Origin of the sequence: Vibrio zhanjiangensis (assembly GCF_030161235.1) — a bacterium.
Taxonomy (GTDB): Bacteria; Pseudomonadota; Gammaproteobacteria; order Enterobacterales; family Vibrionaceae; genus Vibrio; species Vibrio zhanjiangensis.
Map to the genome: position 1 here is coordinate 55,576 of NZ_BSPW01000067.1, position 23,286 is coordinate 78,861.

Sequence of the window (23,286 nt, forward strand, 5' to 3'; positions counted from 1 at the left end):
AAGAAGGGTAAGATTATTATGACCATTGCAACAAATAGTGACGAGCTTATGAATTCACGAGCGACTCAATTATCTAAGCCTCGTTTACGCGCTAAACGTCGCGTTGACGTGAAAGAACGTGTCTTTCATGGCTTATTCCTCACCAGTGCCGTGATTGGCATTGTATCTCTGGCTGTTATTGCCTATTTTATCGTACAAGAATCGATTCCCGCATTTGAAGAAGCGGGCGTGTCAGGTATTGTTCTCGGCCAAGATTGGCTGCCGCCTGCGCTTTATGGTGTGGCCACCATGATTGTCGCATCGGTGGTGTCGACGTTTGGCGCTGTGCTTGTGGGTGTCCCTGTCGGTGTCTTGACGGCTATATTTATCGCTGAGATTGCGCCTAAGCGCCTTGCCGATGTCATTCGTCCTGCAGTGGAACTTCTGGCAGGCATTCCATCGGTTGTTTACGGATTTTTTGGCCTAGTAATCATTGTTCCCCTGATTCAGGATGTTTTTGATGTCCCTGCGGGTAATACGATTTTGGCGGGAATTATTGTACTAGGAGTGATGATACTTCCGACTGTGATTACAGTTTCAGAAACGTCAATTCGAGCCGTTCCTCGTGCTTACAAGGAAGGATCATTAGCTCTGGGAGCATCCAAGATTTTTACCATTTTTAAACTGCTTGTTCCTGCTGCGCGCTCCGGAATTATGACAGGTGTGATCCTAGGAATCGGTCGTGCACTGGGTGAAACAATGGCGATCATTATGGTGATGGGAAATGCCCCCGCGATGCCACAAGGTATTTTGGACTCAGCCCGTACTCTGACAGCAAATATTGCGATTGAGATGTCTTACGCAAGTGGCGTGCATGCGAACGCTCTCTATGCAACAGGTGTGGTTCTGTTGGTGTTTATTATGATGCTCAACGCTGGGCTGCTTTATCTCAATCGCGAGAAAGCGAAGTAAGTGGGTCAGGAGGTAAAGATTATGGATCGCATCGCATTGAAAAAGCAGCGCCAATTTAAAGACAATGTCCTCAATGTTTTGATTTGGGCTGCGGCGGCATTGACCGTTGGTTTTTTATTCTGGATCATCTGGTACATCTTATCCAATGGTCTACAACATGTAGATTGGGATTTTATCACTGATAACTACACGCGTACTGGTGAAGAGCATGGTATCTTCCCTATGATTATTTCTACGCTTTATATGGTTATCGCTTCAATTGCGGTTGCCGCTCCCATTGGGATCATGACGGCGATTTATTTGACGGAATACGCCAAAGTTGGCAGCAAACTGGTAAAAGCAATTCGTTTTTGTACTGAGTCCTTAGCAGGGATACCTTCGATTATATTCGGCTTGTTTGGCATGACATTCTTTGTCGCGATTCTCGGGCTTGGATTCTCGATTCTATCCGGCGCTTTGACCTTAAGTATCTTGATACTACCGGTCATTATCCGCACTACAGAAGAAGCATTGATGGCGGTTCCTCAAACCTATCGAGAAGGCTCTTATGGTTTAGGTGCATCTAAGATTTATACCATTTGGCGTTTAATATTGCCAAGTGCGATGCCTGGTATCATCACTTCGGTGATTTTGAGTATTGGTCGTGTTATTGGTGAGTCGGCCCCTGTGTTTTTAACCGCAGGTATGGTCGCTCGCATTCCCGACTCGCTGCTTGATTCAGGGCGCACACTAACGGTTCATTTATATAAGCTGACCACTGAGCTCTTTACCATTGAAGAGTGGAATCAGGCTTATGGCACAGCGACTGTGCTGATTGTGGTGGTTCTGGTGATCAACATGATCACTAAGTTGATTGCACGTCGATTTAACACGGCGAGTTATTAGGCAATCAAACGTTGGCACCCATTGAAGATTTAAGAGATAAAGACCATGAACAAATTTAATATCGAAAACTTAGACCTGTTTTACGGTGATAATCAGGCGCTTAAGTCGATTAATTTACCAATTCCTGTTCGCCAAGTAACTGCACTTATTGGCCCTTCTGGATGTGGTAAGTCAACCTTACTTCGTTGCCTAAATCGTATGAATGACTTGATTGAAGGTGTCAAGATCACAGGTAAGCTGGATATGGATGGCAATGACATTTACGGCAATATCGATGTGGCTGATTTGCGAATCAAAGTAGGAATGGTATTCCAAAAGCCGAATCCGTTTCCGATGAGTATCTATGAGAATGTGGCTTATGGCCTTAGAGCACAAGGTATTAAAGATAAAAAGCATATCGATCAGGTTGTGGAGCGGTCATTACGTGGTGCTGCCTTGTGGGACGAAGTTAAAGATCGATTAAAGTCTCATGCGTTCGGTTTATCTGGTGGTCAGCAGCAGCGTTTGTGTATCGCACGCACCATTGCGATGGAGCCTGATGTGATTTTGATGGATGAACCAACCTCAGCACTAGATCCCATTGCCACGCACAAGATTGAAGAATTGATGGAAGAGTTGAAAAAGAACTACACCATAGTGATTGTGACGCACTCGATGCAGCAAGCTCGCCGAATTTCAGATCGCACCGCCTTTTTTTTGATGGGCGAGTTGGTGGAACATGACTCGACTCAGGTTATTTTTAGCCAGCCTAAAGATGAGCGCACCAAAGGTTACGTCAATGGTGACTTTGGTTAAGTTCTAGCCACATCAAGATTATCACTATAATAAAAAGCGATGGTCTCTTGCCCCTCTTTACGAGGGGCTTTTTTGTTGGTGGCGATAATCGCTTGGAGGCAAAAGCACTTTGGGTTTAGCCAATAATTCACTTTCTTTGATATTGGTGTTCCATTGATAATCTCTTAGTGGTGAAGCGCTACTACTATTGACGTTGCCCGTTTGGCTCCATAGCCGATTAGGATAAAAGATATAGCCAAGACAGAGCATATCTTTGGCCAGTATTTGCAGTTCGCGTTGGTCTGTTGCGCCAACCACTTGCCCCCAAGGGGTAAAGGCTGTTATCGGATAATCTAGCTCTGTCACAGGGTTATCCACTTCACAGCCATGATGGATCACATTATTAATGCCAATATCTTGGTTGATTTCTTGTTTCACTTTTTGTGTAAGTTGTGAAATTCTACCTAAATCTGCATCGACAACTCTGCGGTCTTTTTGGGCTAATGCCGTTTGTACGACTTTTACTACGGATTTAAGCCGTGAGGGTTTAAAAGTGCTAAATTGGCTAAGATGTGGTGCAACGCAAAATAGATCATAGTCTGCGGTGAGAGGAATGCCATTTGATGGTTCAGCCAGTACCATCAGCGAATCGACTTCCTTACCTTCTCGGGTCATTACCCAATAGCCTTGTTTCAAGTGAGGCAGTTTTGCGAACATAGATTGAATATCTTTATGATACTGACGATAGAGGTGTGCATGCTCGCTCAACGGCATACCAACGTTAGGATATAGGATAAAATCTTGGTGAGGCTTTCCATGGCTTGTAACGTGATAAGTGCCCTCTTTGCTCGATATCACATGCAACATTTTTTCAGTAAGCAAAGATTGGAGTCTGGCTTTAGATATGAGGAGGGGTACCGCTTTCGCTGAACCATCACGTATGGATTCTGTTACTTTATGATTGAACTTGGCAATCTCTTGTTGACCTTTGTGATGCAGCTTGCTGTAGGATTGATCGCAGCATATAAAACCAGCCTGTGGCCCCCAATCAGAGGACTTACCTTTGACGTGTAAATCTTTGGTTGCGTAGCCTTCTTCGATAAGTGCGGTAGAAAGAGGGTTTACTGGGCGAACCATGATAATACAGTCATGTCGTTTGGCCGTATTAACAATAATTTTCTCGTGAGCAGGAACGATCCCAGAATGTTTTATAGCTGAGTTACCTAGGTGCATAATCGAAACAAACAGTAGTGGGTAGTGATGGCCAATATAGCGAATAGGGTAACTGTTGGCTTGGTTATTTTAGGTACAATGAAGGTAAAATCGTGCCAATAAATGCGATACTTTTGCGTTGGTTTGAAGTAGCGTCTAGAAGCGTGGTCGATACAGGATTTTCAATGCAAAAAGCCCCGATACACGGGGCTTTCAGTATACTGATACCAGCACGGGTTAGGCGTTATTTTTGTGTTCGGCTTTGCAAACAGCGGCAGTAAAAATAACGTCTGTTGAACTGTTTAGCGCTGTTTCTGCGGAGTCTTGTATTACTCCGATAATAAAGCCTACAGCGACGACTTGCATCGCAATCTCATTGGGAATACCAAATAGGCCACAGGCCAGAGGAATGAGCAGTAGTGAACCGCCAGCAACACCAGAAGCACCACATGCCGATATCGCCGCGACAATACTCAGCAGTAAGGCAGTTAATAGATCGATCTCAATGCCCATGGTGTGCACTGCCGCTAGCGTAAGCGTGGTGATAGTAATGGCTGCACCAGCCATATTGATGGTTGCACCAAGTGGAATTGAGACTGAGTAGGTATCTTCGTCCAGTTTAAGCTTTTCACACAAAGCCATATTGACTGGAATATTCGCGGCACTTGAACGAGTAAAAAATGCCGTTACACCACTCTCGCGTAAACATAGGAACACAAGCGGATACGGGTTTTCTCCTGTCTTAGCAAACACTATCAGTGGGTTCACAATCAGAGCAATCACCAGCATTGCACCAAGTAAAACCGCCAATAGTTGCGCGTAGCCCGCTAATGCATCAAAGCCGGTCGTCGCCATTGTGGAAGAGACCAGACCGAATATGCCAAATGGTGCTAGGCGAATAATGAAGCGCACAATTTGTGAAACGCCATGGCTTAAATCTTCAAACACGGCTTTGGTAGTAGAAGATGCGTGGTGTAAGGCAAGACCAAGGCCAACGGCCCAAGCCAAAATGCCTATGTAGTTAGCATCCATTAGTGCATTGACTGGATTATCGACGACTTTGAATAGCAATGTGTTCATTACTTCACCAATACCTTGAGGCGGTGTTGCACCTTCTGCACCAGAAACCAGAGTCAAGGTGGTTGGGAATATAAAGCTTAGTACCACTGCGGTGAGCGCGGCTGTGAAGGTACCAAATAGATACAGCACGACAATCGGACGCATGTAGGTATGTTGGTTTTTCTTTTGATTGGCAATTGAAGCGGCAACAAGGATAAAAACAAGAATAGGGGCCACAGCTTTCAAAGCGCCGACAAATAGACTTCCAAGTAAGCCAACGCTTTGTGCATATTCAGGAGAGATGGTTGCTAGACCTACACCAAGAACGATACCGGCTAAGATTTGTAACACCAAATTTCCACGCGCAAAACGGGCAAAAATAGAGTTGTGTTGCATAGTTTTCCCTGCAATGATTTGTTATATAAATTTATCGTGATCTCAGTTTTCGCTAACTGAGTGGGCTAATACTAGCGTTTTGAAATAATGTGTCTAGGGTTAATTGCCTATTAAAATGAAAATTTGGGCATATGAATACTTGGTAGCTCAAGATTTTTCATTGATTGTTTTTGACAGCAAGTGAATTCATTTTAATGGATAGCCTGAAATTTCTTATTGGATTTATTATGTTAGGAATATTTTTGGCGAACAATATTTCCATAGGCGTTGCTCATACTCTTATAAAACGCTCCGAGCTAGGCCATCCGACTCACTAACAATACTTTGATTAAAATCAAGTCATAGCTTCCGCTCTGGGGAGATTGTACTGTTCTCATCGCTCTCTTTGCCATCCCATTAAAGAAATGTACTAAACTTAGCGTTCGTACTCGCTGCGCCATATTTTTATTAAATGTATGAATGTTAAAGGTTTAATCTGTAAAATTAGTTACTCACTCCGATTCATATTGAGTTGTCCCGAATAGCATAGAGACGCAACGTCACCTTTAGCGAGATATAAGGACAATTCTATGCATAAGCCAGCTATTATTGCATCACCACAAAGGAATAAAGGTCGTGAAAAATGCGATTCTAAACACTTTGAAACCTTACTTGATTGCCCACCTATCATGGGAAATAGTGAGAGTATAATGAGGACAAAGCAGCAAATCCTTTATGCATCACAAGCGAGTTTACCGATTTTCATATGTGGAGAACCCGGAACAGAAAAACGCGCAGTGGCGCAAGAGATTCATAAGAATAGACATTTTACCTTTGGTAGATTTGTTTATGTACCAGAGCAAATTGCAGGATTTGATGAGTTTCAACTCTTTTTTAGCGACAGTATCAAAAAAGCGGAGAATGGGACCATATTTCTTGCTGAAGTTGACAAGTTAAGTGATAAACATAAAGATTATTTGACCTACATTTTCTCCAATCGAGAGATATATAACCAGCTTGCCAACGCCAATACTCAATTGATTTTGTCCAGTGAACATCTATTAACAGAAAAAACGCATTTTCTTTCTAAAATACTTTGTAGTAATGCACCATTTTTGGAACTCAGTTTGTCGCCACTTCGAGACCGAGTGCAAGATATTCCTCAGTATATTGACTATTTCCTAGCAAAGTTTGGTGGGGGGAGCCCCGCTCAAATTACGCCTTTAGCAAAAGAAAGGCTCTGCCATCTCTCGTGGCCGCAAAATGTTTCTCAGCTACAAAGGGTTATGGTGCTACTGGTTTCTTCTTGTACTTACCAAATTGGAGAGCAGGATATTACAAACTTGGGTATACCTGAGTCTATCAAAGTACGTCCGGACTTAATTGATGCACTCCTTAGCCAAGATCTGGATATCTATCGCCATATTCATCTAGGCCTGTATAAAGCATTAGAGTATTTGAGCAGACACTTTTTGGAAGATGTATCCTTGCATGATCTTTCTAATGCTTGCTATACGAGCCCATCACACCTGTCATTTTTATTCAGAGAACATTTAAATCGCCCATTTAAAAGTATATTGGTGCAATTGAGAATGCAGTACGCCAAAGGATTAATCATAGATTGTCCAACCATCAAAATCACGGATGTATGTTTGCAATCTGGGTTTGGCGATCTGAGTCATTTTGAGAAAATGTTTAAACGTCATTTTGGAACTACACCAAGGAAATTTCGTGAATATCAACGGCAAGCTCATGCCGATATGCTTTCTTAACGAATTCATATAACTAAAAAACGGTCCTTTATAGGGCCGTTTTTTTATGACTAACCCCTTGAACAAACTTTTGCTAATTCAAGCCGAATAGTGGGCGAATTCACCTGAGTTTGTTGCTTTTGATTGTTACATACTGAGTTCATACAAGCAGCGAGTTGACAGCGTTTTAGATTGTCACCATCAAAGGAAGCCACTATGTCAGACCCAGTATCACAATCTGTTTCAGAAGCCACTTTGCTCACAGTCGGTATGTCATCAGCAAACGCTGCCGCTAACTTAATCAATACGGCTAATACAGCACTTTGTCTATCACTTATGAATGCCGTTGCGAATCAGCAAGCGGGCAATATGACTCGCCAAACCTCTTCAGTTCAAGCAAATACTGGAATCATGAGTACCGGCAGTGCAGTTCAAAGCGCTGTCGTGGAGAAGATTTTATAAAAACACCAAAGCACATTACATGCGGTGTGGCACACCGTTCACTACCTCTACAAAGCAAAGGAGACAACTATGCCAAACACAGTCGATAGCTCAGTGACCGACTCTGTCACTCAGGTGAACACTAAGGTTTTGGGTGATACGCCAGCATCTGCGATGGGAAATCTGATGTTGACAACCAGCCAAAGTCTGAGTGTGTCAGGTCAGAATGCGGCAACGGGTCAGCAACAAGCCAATGTTATGCACCAAGCGGCTACGGTACAAGGAATCAACGCGTTGATGAACACAGGTAATGCGGTGACCGGAACGGTGACCGGCAACATTATCGACCGAGGATAACCTCAATAAACACACTTTAACTGACAAAGAGAAAGGAAAAAACAATGCCAAACTATGTAAATGAAGCCATCACAGATTCAGTGACTCAAGTTAATACTAAAGTTATTGGAGATGTACCCGCTACGGCAATGGGCAATCTAATGATGACCACAAGTCAAGCATTAGGTATTGCAGCGCAAAACCTAACGACTGGTCAGCAGCAAGCTAACGTGATGTGGCAAGCCGCAACAGTACAAGGAATCAACGCATTAATGAACACGGGTAATGCAGTGACAGGTACTGTTTCTGGTCAAATCATTGACCGTGGTGACACTCGACGTTAATTCAAGCAGTAGGGGGGACGCCCCCTACATTGTTTCTATTGAGGAAGGCGTATCATGTTTAAAGACGAAACCAAACAAACTTTCCATATCACAGATAAATCACTGGCTCAGTCAGGTGCGTTGGCTGTGCAAGATGCAGCAAACTCTTTTAGAGATATGAGTACGCTGCTGACCACAGCAAGCGGTGTTGCCTTGGCCAATTTTATTGAATCTGGTGACGCTTCCTATCTGCAAGCGTTAGATAAAATCAATGAGCAAGCAAGAGCGTCCAAAGAAAACTTTGTTGAACTCTACTCGCATGTCAATCAGGCAAGAAAGAACATCTGACTAGAGAACATGAAAATGGATGGAAAAATTAACCCAAACCCTGCGGGTGAGAATGCGCAAGACAATTATTCACTGGATATGGTTGATACGATTTTTGCAGACACCTTATCGCGTGGTATGCAAAACGCGATTGTGTCACAGCAAAATGCTCAAATGGCGTCATCGAGCTCCGTCACTCACGCTTGTGCGAGAATTTTGCAAGCGCAATCTAAACCTGAAGCAACCATTGAAATACACCCGAATACGAATAAACCGCCTAGGCTTGAGCAAAGTCTTGACGTTGAATCTAAGCCAAGAAAAAGGGCCAGACCAAGTTCTAAGACGGCATTGTTCGCTATTGGGGTGACACTCTTGTCTTTGTTTATTGCAGGTACAGTTTGGCAATACGTTACGACATAAGGTGAAGAGTATGACTGAAAAGCAAAGTGAACACATCGCTAAAGATGACTTAGACGTCGAAAAAGGGCGCTACACACTAAGGCCCACGGAGGCATTTGAGGCACCGCAATTTGATTTTGCGCGCTTAAATGCTCAACTTAACCAAAACTTTGAGCAATTGACCACTCAGTTAACGATGATGCATACCGATCTGGCACAAGCACTCAATGACAATATGACGTTTCTTAGAGAAAAGATGACTCAAGAATCGAATCACAAGCCATAAAGATTGAGCAATTGCCAAGCCTTCCTGGTAGTGCATTTTATGTCTACCAGGCTTTTTATTGGAGAGTATTCCAATATCAAAAATACGGAGCCATTTGGCTCCATACCTTATCGGTTTTCTTGTATGACTTTTTCAACCTCGCACAGATCAATCTCTGGCCCAAGCTCAACTTTTTGGGCATTTGGCTTAATCCAAGACGGTTTCCTTTTAAAGCCAATATGGTAGGCAACGGCTTCCAATACCACTTGATGCTCCCCAATTCGGACTAATGAAAAGCTGCGTTCAGTACCGATTATTCTTCCGCGTGGGGAAGTTTGCAAATAGGCGTTGAGCTTATCTATTTTCAGTTGGTTTTCTTTTGTCGTTGGAATCGTGTCTGGCTCTGTGGCGCCAACAATGATTCGTTCTACATGACCAATATCCGTAATATCATAACTGGAGGTGGTTCGGTCGGATTTGAACATATTTGTCTCCTTTAGTAGGCACAACCAAGTTGTGCCATAGGTGAAAGAGTTGGTTATGCAGGAATCGGCATTATGCATTGATCAAGCATATCCAAAACGCGTGACAAGCCCTCAGGTGGTGGGAGCTGCTTAGCCACCACATTGACATCATATTTGGCTGAGTTATCACTTTTTCGGGTTGACTCTTTACTGGATGAAATGGAACCGCTCATCTTGGCTTTCATTTTAAATAATCCAGCATTGAGCTCGGTCTCTACCTGGGTGCTGGCTTCCATTTCGTCTTTACTCGACTCAGAAAATGATGACTTTACTTCCATTGAGAAATTGATATCAACATCAGTGACCTGTAGAGACGGAATATTAATGATCGACATTAAAGGCACTTCAACCTTGTAAGTTTTTTGCTCGTTCCCTTCTTGTTGTTTAAATGAAAAGGGAACAGTACGTATTTCATAATTTGGGATGTGTATGGAGCCATCACTTGGTTTGTGTGCAGCATTGAGATCTTTAAAACAAACACGCTCAATAAAGTTGATAGTCGTACTTGCCAACATTTCCTGAGCGTTACAAGCCGCAGTTAGGGGGGCACCAATAAGGTCTTCCATTGGTAGCCCCCGGAATTGATCGGCAATGTTAAGTAGTTTTGAGTCTGGCATAGTGTGTCTCCTTAGATGAGTTTATATAGCTCGTTCATTAAACGCAGGTAACCCTCAGAGGGTTCTCCATTTTCGAACTCGACTTCAATACTGGCCATGCGCGAACTGTTATCGTTGTACAGGCTCGCCAGAATGTGCTTTTCCGCTTCTATCACCATATTGTCGGTTTTGGTTCTTGTTTCGACAGGCGTGACTTCAATCAAGTCATCTAAGCCGATTTCAAACTTGGTGTTCATTTGTTTGATTTTGAGTGGAGAAGGCTGGAACAAAGTAATGGTTGGGATGGAGATGGTTTTATATGTGATACCTTCAGTGGGCGAAGGGTTGTCCATATCGGGGATTTTGGCTTCGATTTGCTTTGGTGTTCCATCAGGATTAAACCACTGTTGGAAAGACGCGACTTGGGCATTATCTATTTGCTTTTGGGCTTCGGACGCTGAACCAAGAATAGCTTCCACTAGAGCTTGAAGTGTGACTTGCTTTTTCATGTGCATACGTTCCTCCTATTTTCACATGCATCACTATTGTTAAGCCTTAGTGAGATTGGTGATTGGGGGAAGCAATGGCATTTTGCGGCAATGGTAGGATTATGGCGCGTGTTTCCCCAAGTCCAGAGCAGTATTGCCAATTATTCTATCTAAGCTAACTAAAGGAGAGAGTTATGACAGTACGAGGAAACACTTATCTAGACAATGAAACTAAGGTGATTGAGATTATTGCTGGCGAGCAAGAGCCGGCAGTGGTTACCTTTATCCCTAATCGTCGCTTTGATTCTGCCATTTTGACGATTGAGATGAAGGGCGACCTGGGCCACAACAATGAGTTTGTTGATCTTTATGTGAATGGGAATAAGGCCGAAAGCTTAACGACTCACAATCATGATAAAACCTACCAAACCGTATATAAAGGCGATATTTCTCAGTGGGTTTTGGAGTCAAGTATGATCACGCTAGAATTTATCCCAACGCGTTATGTAAATAAACTTTGGAGTTATGCATGGGCTGCAAACATCACTTTATCACTAAGTGGTTTTGAAGCGTCAATGGATGGTGGAGAGATGGTTGAAATGTCGACTCCTGCAGCGGCGAGTGCCAATCAAATGCTCTCGGTAGGGCATGCGTTGTCGACGGGGGCTCAAACCGCCAGTTCAAGTCAACATCAAACAATGAATGTTCAGTTCACTGCTAATACGTTGGGCATTCAAACCATATTATCAATTGGAACGGGTGTCAGTGGCGCGGTTGCTAGTGAACTTATTGACAGTAGCCATTAGGCACTGTTGAAACAAACGCCACCTTTGGTGAGGTGGCGTGATTAGCGAGCACATGATCTACGATTAAAGCACATTGATATAGGGCTCAAACGCACTGATCAGAAACGGAAAACGATCCGTTACATCGACGGTTGAATACCAAGATTCCAGTGCGCTGGTTTTGCTGTCTTGGAAGTTAAACACCACGTAGACTAACGTTCTCTCGCCTGCATAATGGACACGAGCATCAATACTCACAAGATGAATTGATTTAGAATTACCTTCACTACGCTGGCGATACATTTTTTCATAAAAGTCATACCCGTAGCTGAGCAAATAATTGAGAGCTCGTTCCTCATCGGTTACGCCATTATTGCTCGCTAGCGATAAATACAGCTCTATCACATGAGTCAGATCTCGGCATGATTGGGGATTATGCAATTTGGGAATATGTTTGGCGATGTCGTGTGCCGTCATTGAGCGAAACTTTGTGATAGTAAGCTCATCCAGACTGCTAAGACCCCCACTTGATCTCCCAACGACGAGTACATTGATGGTTCGCCGTGGATTGGATTTGGTATCGGTTAACGCATTAATAAGCTGCTGCATGTTGTATTCGCTTGGTACCAGTTGATAGAGCCGATTGCCGTAAACATCTTCCAAATACCAGTCCAACTCTCTGGCGAGGTATCGGCATCGACGTGTCTTTAGAACTTGGCGGATTAAGCTCTGATCCGTGTCCTTATTGCTGGTGGTATCATTTGCTCTGGGAAGAGTCACTGCGCAAGGTTCAACTTTTTGGCAAAAGTCACTTTGACTAATGCTAACACCGTAGGCGTCGATCCATTTGGCGTGAGCTCGAAACTCATTTTCAACACTTTTGTCTGGCCAATCAGCGCTAATACAGCCAAGAGCGTACACATCGCTAGCCAAATCCTCTAAACCAAAAGAAGAGGTAGCGCTGCGTTTTTGAACAACGCGATTGGGATTCAATACGTGATAGGGGGTGATCATACTCGCTCTCCTATTGGTTATGGGGGATATAGTCACTCAATGGTGAATGTAAGTAGGGAAAAAGCTGGCTGACATCGACAGTGGCGTAGTAGCTAAATTGCCGGCCACTGACGCTGCGCTGGTAGTGAAAGATCACATCAACTAAGGTATGCTCTGGCGCACTTTGGGCAATACGGGTATCAATACGGCGCAAAAATTCATGTTCTGGCTGACTGAGAGTTGTCCGCTCAGAAGACTTTTCTGAGACTTCACTGGTGCGTATCGCGTAAATGTCTGGATAGCGAAAGGCCAAAAAGTTCTTTGCTCTCTCTGAGTTTGTGTTGCCACGATTTTGTTTAACGTTAAGTAGACGCAATAAATCGCTGATTGCTTTACTTGTGGTGTTAATCCCTGCGCCTGTTAGTTTTTCCTTAACTGCCTGATCATCGCTATTGAAGGAAAACATATGTTTGCAGCGCACCTTGGGCAGTATGGATGCCTCTTCATTACCGCTGTCGGTATAACCGAACTGTTCTCCAATAATCACACACAAGTTTTGATTATTGCAGTGCTTTTCATTTTGTTTCAAAAAGTTAATGAATTCATTAAGTTCCACTACACTATGTGGCTCAATCACATAGGTGTCTTGTTCATCAACCGAGAGTATCCATTTGGCATTTTCTGCCAAATAGCGATATGGGCGAGTTTTACGGCTTAAATAAGCGCTTTCATTGCTTTCTTTACCAGCTTCGTAACCAAAAATGGTGCCATAGTCGTGTGGAGCGACAGACTTATCGGATACGACCGATAACTCTTGTGCTGCAGCTTCGCACTCCTTTTCAAGCCCTTTGTTAGCAAACTCAACGCGCAGTTTACCGGCCACATAAATAGGGCTTGGCGTTAAAGGCATCTCTTCGTCGGTTACTGCGGTCTCACTTGAAAGGGTTTCGCGTTGAACAACCACATTTTCTGGGGTTGATTTAATAAGATTGGTACTGGTTTGGTCTAAATTATGGCTAGAGTCTTGTGGTGATGATGACATAGGTCCTTCCTTATTTCATGAGCTGTTTGTTATCAGATAAGAATAAAGATAAATGGGAAGTTTTATTCGGATTAAGAAATGCATTTTCCAGTAAAATAACTCAATGATGATTGAGTATTATTTAAATAATAATATTTCCTTAATTATTGATTTTTTGTCCTGAGTAATCATTTATCTTAATGATACAGTGAAAATGTAAATTACATACCAAGAGGTTTAGGATGGAAATAAAACAATACGATAAAGCGATTATTAAACCATTGCCAACAAAGTTACGGCGAGGGATGGAAAAGTTAACGGGGATGAACTTGAGCCATGTCAGGGTGTTTTTTAACTCAGAAAAACCTAGGCAAGTCCAAGCTCATGCATATGCCCAAGGGCACGAGATTTACCTAGCACCGGGGCAGGAGCAGCACTTACCCCATGAGCTTGGGCATATAGTACAACAAGCTATGGGTATGGTAAAACCGACGGTGAATATTAATGGTGTAGAAATAAATGACGATCCATGGTTGGAGGAACATGCCACTGAATTAGGGGCTTTGGCGTTTAGTAGGTATTAATTAATGTCTATAGCAAATACGATGAGTTGTACCCAATAACTGACTTATTCGTGGTAATGAATAATATTGCTTTTTTGAATGCTGTATTAGGTTGTTTGGAGATCTAGCATGAACACTAATTTGGCACTAATGCAGTGCAATTCTTTAATTCACCTTAGATTAGAACAGCGCTTTCAATTTACAGGTGAAAATAATTATAAATTTGGTTTTGATGAGTTTTCTGAACTTTGCCATGGATCTAATCGCGAGCATCTTGATGTTGAAAAAATCGCCATTAGTCTAGCGCTTATTCCTCATCTTCAACCTGAAACCTTTGAAATACTGATGCAGCCCAATGAAAGCACGCACCGACTATACATCGAGTTTGGCCTAGTTGAAAATGAAGGCGTGGTATGGGCTACAGGGCAAACACTGGCGTTTTTGCTCGGTGAACATGCAGTCGAACGTCGTCTGGAAGTGTTTCGATGGTTATCAGATATCAATGTGTCGCAGGCGCATGACCTGTTCGATCTCGATTCAGCTTGTGATGCTTTGCCCTTAATGTGGCAGGCTCTGAAGTTAAGACCAGAAGTGCTAAATCAATATTTGTTGGGGACTAATGCTAAGCCGCCAGCGATAGTCAATAACCTTGCCAGTTTGCTGACCACGCCTTTAGAATGGGATGCATTGGTACTACCGAAATCTGTATATGATGATCTGGATGAAATCGAGCTTTGGCTACAACATGGTAGGGCCTTGGAAAAGGACTGGCCGTTTGAAGGTAAACTGAGGCCTGGATTTCGTGCTTTGTTTTATGGTCCTTCGGGCACAGGAAAAACGCTGACGGCGACTTTGCTCGGAAAACGTACCAAGCGGCCTGTCTATCGGGTCGATATTGGTGCCGTCACATCCAAATACATTGGTGAAACTGAAAAGAACCTCGAGCAGGTTTTCGTCATGGCGGAGAAGCACAATTGGCTGCTTTTTTTTGATGAAGCGGATGCGCTGTTTGGCCAGCGGGTTCAAACCAGTGGTGCAAATGATCAGTTTGCTAACCAGAATGTAGCCTACTTGCTGCAACGGATTGAAGCCTTTACCGGTATTATTATTTTGGCCACCAACTTGCAGAATAATCTCGACGATGCTTTTTTCCGCCGTTTTGAAACGGCAGTCTTTTTCGTTAAACCCGATGAAAAGGTGCGTCTGGCACTATGGAAAAATGCGTTACCAGATCTTAAACGGTATGATCCCGATATATCGCTTGCGCAACTGGCGCGTGATTATGCGTTAACGGGAGCTGAGATCATCAATGTGGTACGTTATGCTGCGCTTAAGGCTTGCAGTAAAGGTTCGAGCTATTTGTTAAAAAGCGATATTGAAGTGGGCATAGTGCGCGCTAAGCGTTTGCAAAATGGTCCGGAAAGTAACGTAGGTCGTCATTCGTTTTTTTAGTTGTATTTATCGCCAAAGTGTTCAATTACGGGCTTTGGCGTTTTTGTAGCGAAAAATGAAGAAGCTTATGGTGTTCATAGTGATTTTATAATGATGCAGCAGACTTTTTGAGTTGGTCAAATAGCACCTTTCGGCTACTTTTGTCGGCAAAAACGGTAGGCTTAGATGCGTAGACTTGTCGCTTAGTATCAAGATTAAGCAGTCTTGCTTGGCCGGTTGTTCCCCAAAACGCATTGACTAAATTGCGATCTTCTACGGGCATTTGATGTAGTTCAAAAGAGTGGTAGCGTATCAATCGTGTAGAAGAAGGAGGGAGCTCGGAAGATGTTTGAAATTCATCCATCTCAAGGTTTATATCAACATAGTTGTTACTGCTAATAGTGACGCGTATTAAACCAATAGGGCGAAGTGCAGCGCTCGCTCGACCATTGTTCGTCGCGACAACATCAACTTCAAAATAGCTATAAAGGTCTTGCTGGTCACGCTGGATTTTGTTGATCTGAGCATCAATACCACGCATGCTATCACGCAGCTTCTCAAGTGTCATGTCATTGGTAGTGATAACCTCTAATAGATCTTCTTTGACATCAGATAGTAAAAACGCCAGCGCTGGAGCATTAAGTCTAGGCGCCTCACCTGATTTGAACGTCATATCGGAGTAGTTTCGGGTGATAGAAAGCACTTCATGTTCATAGTAGGCAGCCTCGTCATCATCGATATAGTTGCTCAGCCCCCAGCTTTTCATTTCACCCACTCGAAACTCTATTAACTGAAATTCGAGATTGTCGGTGGCTAGGTAAGCGTCAATGGTATCAATATAGTGTGAAAGTTGACGTTTCGTTTCTGCAATATTTTTGAGTTCAATTTTCGCTTTTTCATAGGCTTGGATGAGTGTGTCGACATCGAAACTTGGGTAACGAATTCTATCTCCTCGTTCGCCATTGGGTTCAATTTCATAAAAAAGCTCTTCGTCAATATAGGGTTTGAGTAGTTGAAGTTCTTCTGTTGACAGTGCCACGCGATAGTCATTTGAGTGAATACGGCGAATTTCACCTATTTCAATCTCGATATCCGAGGTTTCAACGAAATAAATTTGCCATATGGGCACCGCGGTCGCCGAAAAAAGGCCAATAGTAGCGACACCGATAGATTTTATATGAGTGCGCAGTGTTTGCTTTATGTTTTCAAGGTTCATATTTTCATCCTAGTCAGCACAATATTTTTTATAAGCGGCAGCGAGTTTTTGGTCATAGTGGTTTCGTGCGAAGTCTGAACCGTTATAGTGAAGGGCAAATTGCGACCAGTTGTGGGTTTGTATGGCCTTTGTGTCCAACGGAGTTTTGAATTGATATAAATTTCATCGACATGTCCCTATAACGTACTGTTAGGGACATTGTATTGGGTGGCCTTTTTTGGGTATTGGGCTGACAGATGTTTAATTGATGGTTTCTAATGGACTTATCCTTCGGTGACACAGTGGCGAATGAGTGCTTAATTTTGTGGGTGTGGGCGAATTAGGTATACACTTAAAATCACCATTGAATTTACGGTTTGGATTGATGTTATGGCAAAGAAAAAGCCTCAAGAGTCGGAAGAGGTAACTGAGCTAAAATCTTCTCAGGAGCAGCAGACCCAGTCGCCTAGTCCGGAAAGTGTTCAATATGGTGAAGATGTTTTTAGTGACGTTAAACCTCTTAGTGATGTCGCTTTCTTTATTACCACTCCGACAGGGAAAGTATTCAAAGGTAAAACCAAGTACGTAGGGCTCCATTCCAATAATCTGATGTTACTTGAAACGCCCAATGCTTCGCCAAAAGAGCTGGCGGTTTTTTTTCAGCGCGGTTATCCAATTAAGGCGTGTGTGATTTCTGAAGCTGGAGGCGGAGCCAGAATTTATTTCAAAAGTAAGGTCGAATATGTCATAGATGCTGGAGATAGCAGCCTTGTTCTTATTTCGCTTCCTATGGCGACTCAAGTGGCCTCTGGTTTGAGAGAAAGTGCTCGTTTAGAACTCGCTCTAGATGGTATTTGGGACCCCAATAGCCATAAATGGAATTGTCAGGTGCGGGATATTTCCAGTCATGGATGTCTGGTGGTGTTGGATAGAGATCTGGCCAAGCATAGGGTGGGTGATGTTATTTCTCTACGTATTGAAGACAAAGGAGGGGATGAATCGGTTTCCTCTGAAGTACTTGACGCTGTGGTTCGTAATGTGAAAACAACGGGGCGCTACAACAAGATAGGGGTTAGGTTTGAAGAAAATAGCCTTGAGCCAGTGGCAAATTTAATCGACAACTTACACTTTTGCCGTATGAGTCAGAAATTCACCCTATAGCCATTCAATATAGCGATAGGGTGAACTAACAAAAGCTAAAACCCTTTGATATTGTTCGCTTCCAATTCGGTAAAGTATTTGACTGTCTTTACTTTTAATTCTTGCGTAGAAGGTTCATCACAAACAATCACAGATTTAGGATGAAGTTGCAGAGCAGATACGGTCCAAAGATGGTTGACACATCCCTCAACCGCCGCTTCAAGAGCAAGAGCTTTATTGTGCCCGGTCACCAAGATCATGATTTCTTCGGCATCAAGCAGTGTTCCTACGCCTATAGTCAGTGCGTATTTGGGTACTTGATTCATATCGCCTTCAAAGAAACGCGAGTTAGCAATGCGTGTGTCTTCAGTCAGTGTTTTTATACGAGTGCGAGAAGAAAGAGACGAAGCTGGCTCATTAAAGGCAATGTGTCCATCATTGCCGACACCGCCCATAAATAAGTTGATGCGGCCATAAGATTTGATTTTATCTTCGTAACGTTGGCATTCAGCCTCATGGTCGGTGGCGTTACCGTCGAGAAGATTGATGTTTTTTTCTTGAATATCGATATGATTGAAGAAGTTTTTATACATAAATGAGCGGTACGATTCAGGATGATCTTCGGGTATACCAATGTATTCGTCCATATTAAAAGTGACGACATGCTTGAAGCTGACTTGCCCTTTTTTGTGGAGCTCGATAAGGGCTTTATAGGTCGCCAACGGGGTTCCCCCGGTTGGCAGACCAAGGACGAATGGGCGCTGTTCTGAGGGATTATAGTGATTAATGCGTTTGGCAATATGGGCTGCGGCCCATTTACCAACTTGGGCGGCTTCGCGTAATGGGATAAGTCTCATTGATTACCTCTGGTGATAAGTTTTAATGCTTTAATCTATTATTTTTCATTATAAAATAAGTTGTTTTTCACCGCTATTGTTTTTGGTCAACTTTACTTGTTATTTTGACTTTTTTGCTAATTAAATGAGCAAAGTCGAGGCTTTTATTTTTTGCTCATATGGCAAAATTTTCTTCGAGAAATAACGATGGTTATTTGATCTTGAGGGCGCTTTTTTACTTTATTCATCAACTAATCCCAAGAGTACTGTACACTTAGATCAGAAAAGTGAATACGCGATTAAAGTGATACGGGTTTATTGAAATTGGAGTCAGCTCTGGTTGGCTTGATGTGAAGAAAGTAAGCAGATGAATTTAATTGGGATCGCAATTGGCGCAACGGGTTTGTTATTACTGGGTACCTTTATATGGATGCTGGTACTGCAAATGCGCAAAAAGAGGTTGGAAGAGCAGCGAATTGAGCGTGGTATTGCCAAACGCAAAGCGCTTGAAAAAAACCGCCAAGAGGAAGATAAAGAACGTGTAAAAAAGGCGGAAGCTGGCGATATTCCAACGATTTTGTTTCTTGCGAAAGAAGCGGAACGAATGAACCAAAAGGAAGCTGTATATTGGTATAACAAAGCGGCTCAGCTCGATAATACGACGGGTATGTTTGGCATTATTCGCTTGAGTGAACGACTCAATGATCTTGTTTTAAAGGAACAAGCAAAATTTTGGCAACTTTGTATTCATGCTCTGGAAGGCAGTCTGCCCCACAAATTTGAAATGGCGACTGCCCTGTTTAATGGTTTGGGTACGGATCAGGATGTCGATAAGGCAGTCAAAGTAATGAAACAGGCCGCGGACAATAATTATGTTGAAGCGCAATTGTTTTTGGGGGAGTGGTTTGTATCACCGAGGAATCCTTCACCAGAGCCAAGCCTATCTACGGCGTACTATCAGAAAGCCGCTGCGTTGAGAAGTAACGAAGGGCGTTTAAAGCTGGGACAAAACTACCTCAATGGAATTGGAGTCGCACCAAATTTTCTTAAAGGTTGCTACTGGATGGAGCGTGCTGCAGAAAAAGGGCATCCAGAAGCCATGTATCAAGTCGCCGAAGCATGGATGAAACACTCATCGGACGGTGAAAGCATAGCCTACATTTGGCTTTTTATTGCTGCTCACCTTGGTCATAAACAAGCAGCTGGGCTTCGCGATCAAATTGCTTTGAATATTGGTGTTGATACTGTGGTAGGTTTGCAGTCTCTAGCAAGGCCAATTTTGAAAAAAATTCGAGAAAATAAAGTGGGTAAGCATTCCATTATTAAAGCGTTGAACAAGCTATATAAAAGAGAGATTCTTCTGGAAGAACAAGAAGTTTTACAAGATCAGGAATCGGAAGTCGATGTAGAAGCGGATCAAGAGACTGTGTCTGAAGAACCCGCAAGTGATGACACGCAGGCCACTGCTTCGTCTCCTGAGCAGAATCTCGATTTTACTCAGTCAAATATAGATAAAGCATAGCTGTTTATGACTTCGATAGCGGTATATTTATAGCTAGGCTTTTCTCCTGCTCAACTGAAGAAACGACCACGAGTTGAGCAGGTTTAAGTACTCAAAGACTATCAACCCAATTCTAGAGTCATAAAGTTGCTGTTGGGATCAGGTTGATAATGAGCAAAAGGAGAGCAGTACTTAAAGCCGAACTTTTTATACAATTCCCTCGCAGGCTTAAAAAATGACATCGACCCTGTTTCAAGGCTAAGTTGTTGGTATCCATCACTTTTGAGTTGTTCAATGATGTGCAATAGCAATGCCGATGCGACGCCCTGATTGCGAGCTTCGGCGACTGTGCGCATTGATTTTAATTCTGCATGTGAATTAGAAATGGGTTTGATTGCTGCACAGCCCAGTAACTTATTGTCTCTCCAACTCGTCCAGAGTATTGTGCCGGGTTCTTGTAGAGCTTCTTGGCTTAGCGCATGTACGCTCTCTGGCGGTGATGTTGCAGTCATATCGTCCATATGTTCTTTTAGTAACTTTATTACAGCAGGATGGTTTAACGTATCTACTTTAATTTGCATTCCTTGCCCTTGTAGATGATTCAAAATGTATCTCATTCTGCATCATAGATTTTTTGAATACAAACACTCATACGGCCGCATATGTGAGGTAGCTCTAACTACGGATTGCAGTATGATGATTTGTATAACAAAGCGCAGCATCTCATAAATGATAATTCAGTTTTTTCATCTTTCAGTGCCGTTTGATTTAAATCTCATAAATCAACGTCATCATTTGGCTTCTTAAGATCGGCGGTGCTGTTTTTTGCTGTGGGTAGATAAGACGCACAAACTCACAGCAAGCGGATTAAATCTATGGGAGGATTATGATATTGGTACCGAAACTAATTTAGGTTAGAGAGCGAATAAGCTCACCTCAGTATAAGCTTATTGCCACTAAATTTGAGCTTGGAAAGCAGTAGTTTAGATCCCTCCACGCCTTCTTCATCGAACTCTATACCGTAACTAGCATAGTGGATTGAACTTTGCGAGTTACGAATTTTCCCACTCATTGACTGAAATTGGTGTTTTCTAGCCAGAGCTTCATGAATGCACACAATAATTTCTTCACCTACTTGGAAAGCTTTGCTCAGAGGTGGAGTGACAAACCGACATCCGTGCATTGACAGGTCTCGCATTTGGCATTCCATTTTAACCCCCTGATACTTCACACTTGCGGGAAGATCTAAGTTGTACCTTGGTTCTCTACGCAGTTGATTGATTTGCATCGTATTTGGAATGTTAAATGCGACAATTGGGATGGGGCTGTGTAATACGTACTCGAGTTGTGTCTTGAATGAAACTAAAGCGCCTTCTCCTCTCGGAGAGATAGCTCGAATGGTCGCCCAAAAGCCAGATTGGAAGAAAAAACCGGTGTCTTCGAGCGATAAATTGGGCAGTTCCGCTAGAATTAAGTTATGAGAATGTGCACCGATGAATAAGGTTTTACAGCTAAAGGCTCGGCCTACAGGCGTGTTAATGGTGACGGTTAGCTCTCCTCCATGCACTAGCATACTGAGAGCATCTGTACTGTTGATCGATGTAAATCCTTTCTCGTTAGAAGGGTTAGAAAGGCGATCCGAACGGCCGTCTGCCTTTGTATCCATTCAACCTCCAAATTAATCACATTCTTATTGATGATATTATAAGTATAAATGTGCTGAGTCAAAGTTTAACGTGGTCATTTATTAAACAAATCTGTGATGTGATTTAACCTACAATAGAAGATCTCTGTGTTTCCATTAGCTTATGCAACAAAGTGGTATGCACTTTAAACTTTTATGTTAATAAGTTTGTCTATTGTTTTGGACAGATTTATAGTGGTCATGTTGGAATATAAGGACTTAGTCATGACGTACTCTACCAGCTGGAAAACACCACAAAGCTTTTTAACTATGATTTCTATTGTTGTTCCTATTGCTTTTTCAAGCTGGATGGCATTGCTTAACAATTTTGTTATTGAGCGCGCGAATTTTGATGGCTCGGATATTGGACTTTTGCAAAGTGTACGTGAAATTCCCGGTTTCTTAGCTTTTACGGCCGTGTTTGTTTTACTGTTTATCCGTGAGCAAAGGTTTATGCTGCTTGCACTTGGCGCGCTTACTCTGGGGACGGCCATCACAGGTTTTTTCCCGTCTTTATACGGACTTTTACTCACTACACTACTGATGTCAACGGGCTTTCATTATTTTGAAACATTGAAGCAGTCCTTGTCTTTACAATGGTTATCAAAGGATGAAACGCCGGAAATGCTGGGTAAATTTATTTCTGTAGGAGCATTGGCATCATTGCTGACTTACGGGGCGCTTTGGATTTGCTTACAAGTATTTAAATTGGATTACCAGTGGGTTTATCTGGTTTTTGGCGGCATCGGTTTTTTGCTGGTCGTATGGATAGCGGTTTCATTTCCTCAATTCCAAACTGAAGTTCAGCAAAACAAGACTTTGGTGCTGAGAAAAAGGTATTGGTTGTATTATGCCTTGACCTTTATGAGTGGGGCTCGCCGACAGATCTTCGTCGTATTTGCCGGCTTTTTAATGGTTGAGAAGTTTGGTTATTCTGCTGCTGAGATAACATTGTTGTTTTTGGTGAACTATGTGTTTAATTTTCTATTTGCTAAAAAAATCGGCAAATATATTGGTAAAGTTGGTGAGCGAAAGGCACTGCTGTTTGAGTACATCGGCCTAATTGGAGTCTTTGTTGGCTACGCGTTGGTTCAAAATGCGCATTGGGCTGCTGCTTTGTATGTTGTCGACCATCTGTTTTTTGCGTTAGCTCTGGCGATAAAAACCTACTTGCAGAAAATTGCTGATCCAGCAGATTTGGCGTCAACCGCTGGCGTATCTTTTACCATCAATCATATAGCTGCTGTATTTATTCCTGTCGCTTTTGGTTTTATTTGGCTTGTCTCTCCAGCGGCCGTTTTTTACGTAGGGGCGCTCATGGCAGCTGTATCACTGATTCTATCTTTGAATATTCCAGCCAAACCAGAAGAGGGTAATGAAGTGCGTATTCTTCGCTGGAGTTGAAGTAAAGCGCTAACCCGTTAGCCTCTT

28 protein-coding genes are annotated in these 23,286 nt (G+C 42.8%); 16 read left to right on the forward strand and 12 right to left on the reverse strand.

Annotated features, from left to right (window positions below; all coding sequences use genetic code 11):
- The first annotated feature begins 18 nt into the window (after positions 1–18).
- Genes pstC through pstB form a run of 3 tightly spaced genes read left to right on the forward strand, consistent with a single transcriptional unit; the run spans position 19 to position 2,631 of the window.
- Positions 19–951 (forward strand): phosphate ABC transporter permease subunit PstC, encoded by a 933-nt coding sequence (gene pstC / locus QQK21_RS14990; RefSeq protein WP_284192993.1) that lies wholly within the window; start codon positions 19–21, stop codon positions 949–951.
- A 21-nt stretch (positions 952–972) separates the two neighbouring features.
- A complete protein-coding gene (pstA, locus tag QQK21_RS14995; protein WP_284192994.1) occupies positions 973–1,836 on the forward strand; it encodes a phosphate ABC transporter permease PstA in 864 nt (287 codons plus the stop codon).
- A 45-nt stretch (positions 1,837–1,881) separates the two neighbouring features.
- Entirely contained in the window at positions 1,882–2,631 is a 750-nt protein-coding gene (pstB, locus tag QQK21_RS15000) for a phosphate ABC transporter ATP-binding protein PstB (RefSeq protein WP_284192995.1), read from the forward strand.
- Between the two features lie 57 nt (positions 2,632–2,688).
- Here pstB and QQK21_RS15005 read toward each other — a convergent pair whose 3' ends face one another.
- Both QQK21_RS15005 and sstT read right to left on the reverse strand, forming a co-directional pair.
- Complete coding sequence (locus QQK21_RS15005) at positions 2,689–3,843, reverse strand: anthrax toxin-like adenylyl cyclase domain-containing protein (protein WP_284192996.1); 1,155 nt, start codon at positions 3,841–3,843, stop codon at positions 2,689–2,691.
- A 216-nt stretch (positions 3,844–4,059) separates the two neighbouring features.
- Positions 4,060–5,277, reverse strand: coding sequence for a serine/threonine transporter SstT (sstT, locus tag QQK21_RS15010; RefSeq protein WP_284192997.1), 1,218 nt, complete (start codon positions 5,275–5,277; stop codon positions 4,060–4,062).
- 569 nt (positions 5,278–5,846) lie between these two features.
- Between sstT and QQK21_RS15015 the strand changes: the two genes are divergently transcribed.
- The 7 genes from QQK21_RS15015 (at position 5,847) to QQK21_RS15045 (ending at position 9,119) form a co-directional block, all read left to right on the forward strand.
- Positions 5,847–7,028 carry a helix-turn-helix domain-containing protein gene (locus QQK21_RS15015; RefSeq protein WP_284192998.1) on the forward strand — a complete coding sequence of 394 codons (1,182 nt, stop codon included), beginning with the start codon at positions 5,847–5,849 and terminating at the stop codon, positions 7,026–7,028.
- 195 nt (positions 7,029–7,223) lie between these two features.
- The gene (locus QQK21_RS15020; RefSeq protein WP_284192999.1) at positions 7,224–7,469 is read left to right on the forward strand and encodes a RebB family R body protein; all 246 of its coding nucleotides are present in this window, start codon (positions 7,224–7,226) and stop codon (positions 7,467–7,469) included.
- Positions 7,470–7,538: 69 nt separating this feature from the next.
- Entirely contained in the window at positions 7,539–7,805 is a 267-nt protein-coding gene (locus QQK21_RS15025; RefSeq protein ID WP_152432504.1) for a RebB family R body protein, read from the forward strand.
- A 44-nt stretch (positions 7,806–7,849) separates the two neighbouring features.
- Positions 7,850–8,128 (forward strand): RebB family R body protein, encoded by a 279-nt coding sequence (locus QQK21_RS15030; protein WP_152432505.1) that lies wholly within the window; start codon positions 7,850–7,852, stop codon positions 8,126–8,128.
- 54 nt (positions 8,129–8,182) lie between these two features.
- On the forward strand, positions 8,183–8,455 hold the full coding sequence (locus QQK21_RS15035) for a hypothetical protein (RefSeq protein ID WP_284193000.1): 273 nt from the start codon (positions 8,183–8,185) through the stop codon (positions 8,453–8,455).
- A 15-nt stretch (positions 8,456–8,470) separates the two neighbouring features.
- Positions 8,471–8,854, forward strand: coding sequence for a RebB family R body protein (locus QQK21_RS15040; protein WP_284193001.1), 384 nt, complete (start codon positions 8,471–8,473; stop codon positions 8,852–8,854).
- 10 nt (positions 8,855–8,864) lie between these two features.
- Positions 8,865–9,119, forward strand: coding sequence for a hypothetical protein (locus QQK21_RS15045; protein ID WP_284193002.1), 255 nt, complete (start codon positions 8,865–8,867; stop codon positions 9,117–9,119).
- A 107-nt stretch (positions 9,120–9,226) separates the two neighbouring features.
- Here QQK21_RS15045 and QQK21_RS15050 read toward each other — a convergent pair whose 3' ends face one another.
- Genes QQK21_RS15050 through QQK21_RS15060 form a run of 3 tightly spaced genes read right to left on the reverse strand, consistent with a single transcriptional unit; the run spans position 9,227 to position 10,733 of the window.
- Positions 9,227–9,583, reverse strand: coding sequence for a hypothetical protein (locus QQK21_RS15050; RefSeq protein WP_284193003.1), 357 nt, complete (start codon positions 9,581–9,583; stop codon positions 9,227–9,229).
- Positions 9,584–9,636: 53 nt separating this feature from the next.
- Positions 9,637–10,239, reverse strand: a complete 603-nt coding sequence (locus tag QQK21_RS15055; RefSeq protein WP_284193004.1) for a DUF2589 domain-containing protein — start codon at positions 10,237–10,239, stop codon at positions 9,637–9,639.
- 11 nt (positions 10,240–10,250) lie between these two features.
- Positions 10,251–10,733, reverse strand: coding sequence for a DUF2589 domain-containing protein (locus QQK21_RS15060; RefSeq protein ID WP_284193005.1), 483 nt, complete (start codon positions 10,731–10,733; stop codon positions 10,251–10,253).
- A 167-nt stretch (positions 10,734–10,900) separates the two neighbouring features.
- Here QQK21_RS15060 and QQK21_RS15065 point away from each other — a divergent pair, with 167 nt between their 5' ends.
- Positions 10,901–11,512, forward strand: coding sequence for a RebB family R body protein (locus tag QQK21_RS15065; RefSeq protein WP_284193006.1), 612 nt, complete (start codon positions 10,901–10,903; stop codon positions 11,510–11,512).
- A 63-nt stretch (positions 11,513–11,575) separates the two neighbouring features.
- Here the strand turns inward: QQK21_RS15065 and QQK21_RS15070 are convergent, their stop codons facing one another.
- Both QQK21_RS15070 and QQK21_RS15075 read right to left on the reverse strand, forming a co-directional pair.
- Complete coding sequence (locus QQK21_RS15070; protein ID WP_284193007.1) at positions 11,576–12,505, reverse strand: cyanobactin maturation protease PatG family protein; 930 nt, start codon at positions 12,503–12,505, stop codon at positions 11,576–11,578.
- Positions 12,506–12,515: 10 nt separating this feature from the next.
- Complete coding sequence (locus QQK21_RS15075; RefSeq protein WP_284193008.1) at positions 12,516–13,526, reverse strand: cyanobactin maturation protease PatG family protein; 1,011 nt, start codon at positions 13,524–13,526, stop codon at positions 12,516–12,518.
- A gap of 221 nt (positions 13,527–13,747) precedes the next feature.
- Here QQK21_RS15075 and QQK21_RS15080 point away from each other — a divergent pair, with 221 nt between their 5' ends.
- Positions 13,748–14,089, forward strand: coding sequence for an eCIS core domain-containing protein (locus tag QQK21_RS15080; protein ID WP_284193009.1), 342 nt, complete (start codon positions 13,748–13,750; stop codon positions 14,087–14,089).
- 108 nt (positions 14,090–14,197) lie between these two features.
- Positions 14,198–15,520, forward strand: a complete 1,323-nt coding sequence (locus QQK21_RS15085) for an ATP-binding protein (protein ID WP_284193010.1) — start codon at positions 14,198–14,200, stop codon at positions 15,518–15,520.
- Between the two features lie 85 nt (positions 15,521–15,605).
- Here QQK21_RS15085 and QQK21_RS15090 read toward each other — a convergent pair whose 3' ends face one another.
- Both QQK21_RS15090 and QQK21_RS22345 read right to left on the reverse strand, forming a co-directional pair.
- Positions 15,606–16,715 carry a hypothetical protein gene (locus tag QQK21_RS15090; protein ID WP_284193011.1) on the reverse strand — a complete coding sequence of 370 codons (1,110 nt, stop codon included), beginning with the start codon at positions 16,713–16,715 and terminating at the stop codon, positions 15,606–15,608.
- Positions 16,716–16,724: 9 nt separating this feature from the next.
- Positions 16,725–16,853, reverse strand: a complete 129-nt coding sequence (locus QQK21_RS22345) for an N-acetylmuramidase domain-containing protein (RefSeq protein WP_431313122.1) — start codon at positions 16,851–16,853, stop codon at positions 16,725–16,727.
- 231 nt (positions 16,854–17,084) lie between these two features.
- On the opposite strand from QQK21_RS22345, the gene QQK21_RS15095 reads away from it, so the two are divergent.
- A complete protein-coding gene (locus tag QQK21_RS15095; protein ID WP_284193012.1) occupies positions 17,085–17,855 on the forward strand; it encodes a PilZ domain-containing protein in 771 nt (256 codons plus the stop codon).
- Positions 17,856–17,890: 35 nt separating this feature from the next.
- Here QQK21_RS15095 and nagB read toward each other — a convergent pair whose 3' ends face one another.
- Positions 17,891–18,691 (reverse strand): glucosamine-6-phosphate deaminase, encoded by an 801-nt coding sequence (gene nagB / locus QQK21_RS15100; RefSeq protein WP_284193013.1) that lies wholly within the window; start codon positions 18,689–18,691, stop codon positions 17,891–17,893.
- Positions 18,692–19,037: 346 nt separating this feature from the next.
- On the opposite strand from nagB, the gene QQK21_RS15105 reads away from it, so the two are divergent.
- Positions 19,038–20,192: a tetratricopeptide repeat protein gene (locus QQK21_RS15105; RefSeq protein ID WP_284193014.1), complete on the forward strand. Its 1,155-nt coding sequence runs from the start codon at positions 19,038–19,040 to the stop codon at positions 20,190–20,192.
- Positions 20,193–20,293: 101 nt separating this feature from the next.
- Here QQK21_RS15105 and QQK21_RS15110 read toward each other — a convergent pair whose 3' ends face one another.
- Positions 20,294–20,752: a GNAT family N-acetyltransferase gene (locus tag QQK21_RS15110; RefSeq protein ID WP_284193066.1), complete on the reverse strand. Its 459-nt coding sequence runs from the start codon at positions 20,750–20,752 to the stop codon at positions 20,294–20,296.
- Positions 20,753–21,102: 350 nt separating this feature from the next.
- Complete coding sequence (locus QQK21_RS15115; protein WP_284193015.1) at positions 21,103–21,837, reverse strand: PilZ domain-containing protein; 735 nt, start codon at positions 21,835–21,837, stop codon at positions 21,103–21,105.
- 243 nt (positions 21,838–22,080) lie between these two features.
- On the opposite strand from QQK21_RS15115, the gene QQK21_RS15120 reads away from it, so the two are divergent.
- A complete protein-coding gene (locus QQK21_RS15120; protein ID WP_284193016.1) occupies positions 22,081–23,259 on the forward strand; it encodes an MFS transporter in 1,179 nt (392 codons plus the stop codon).
- Positions 23,260–23,286 lie beyond the last annotated feature (27 nt).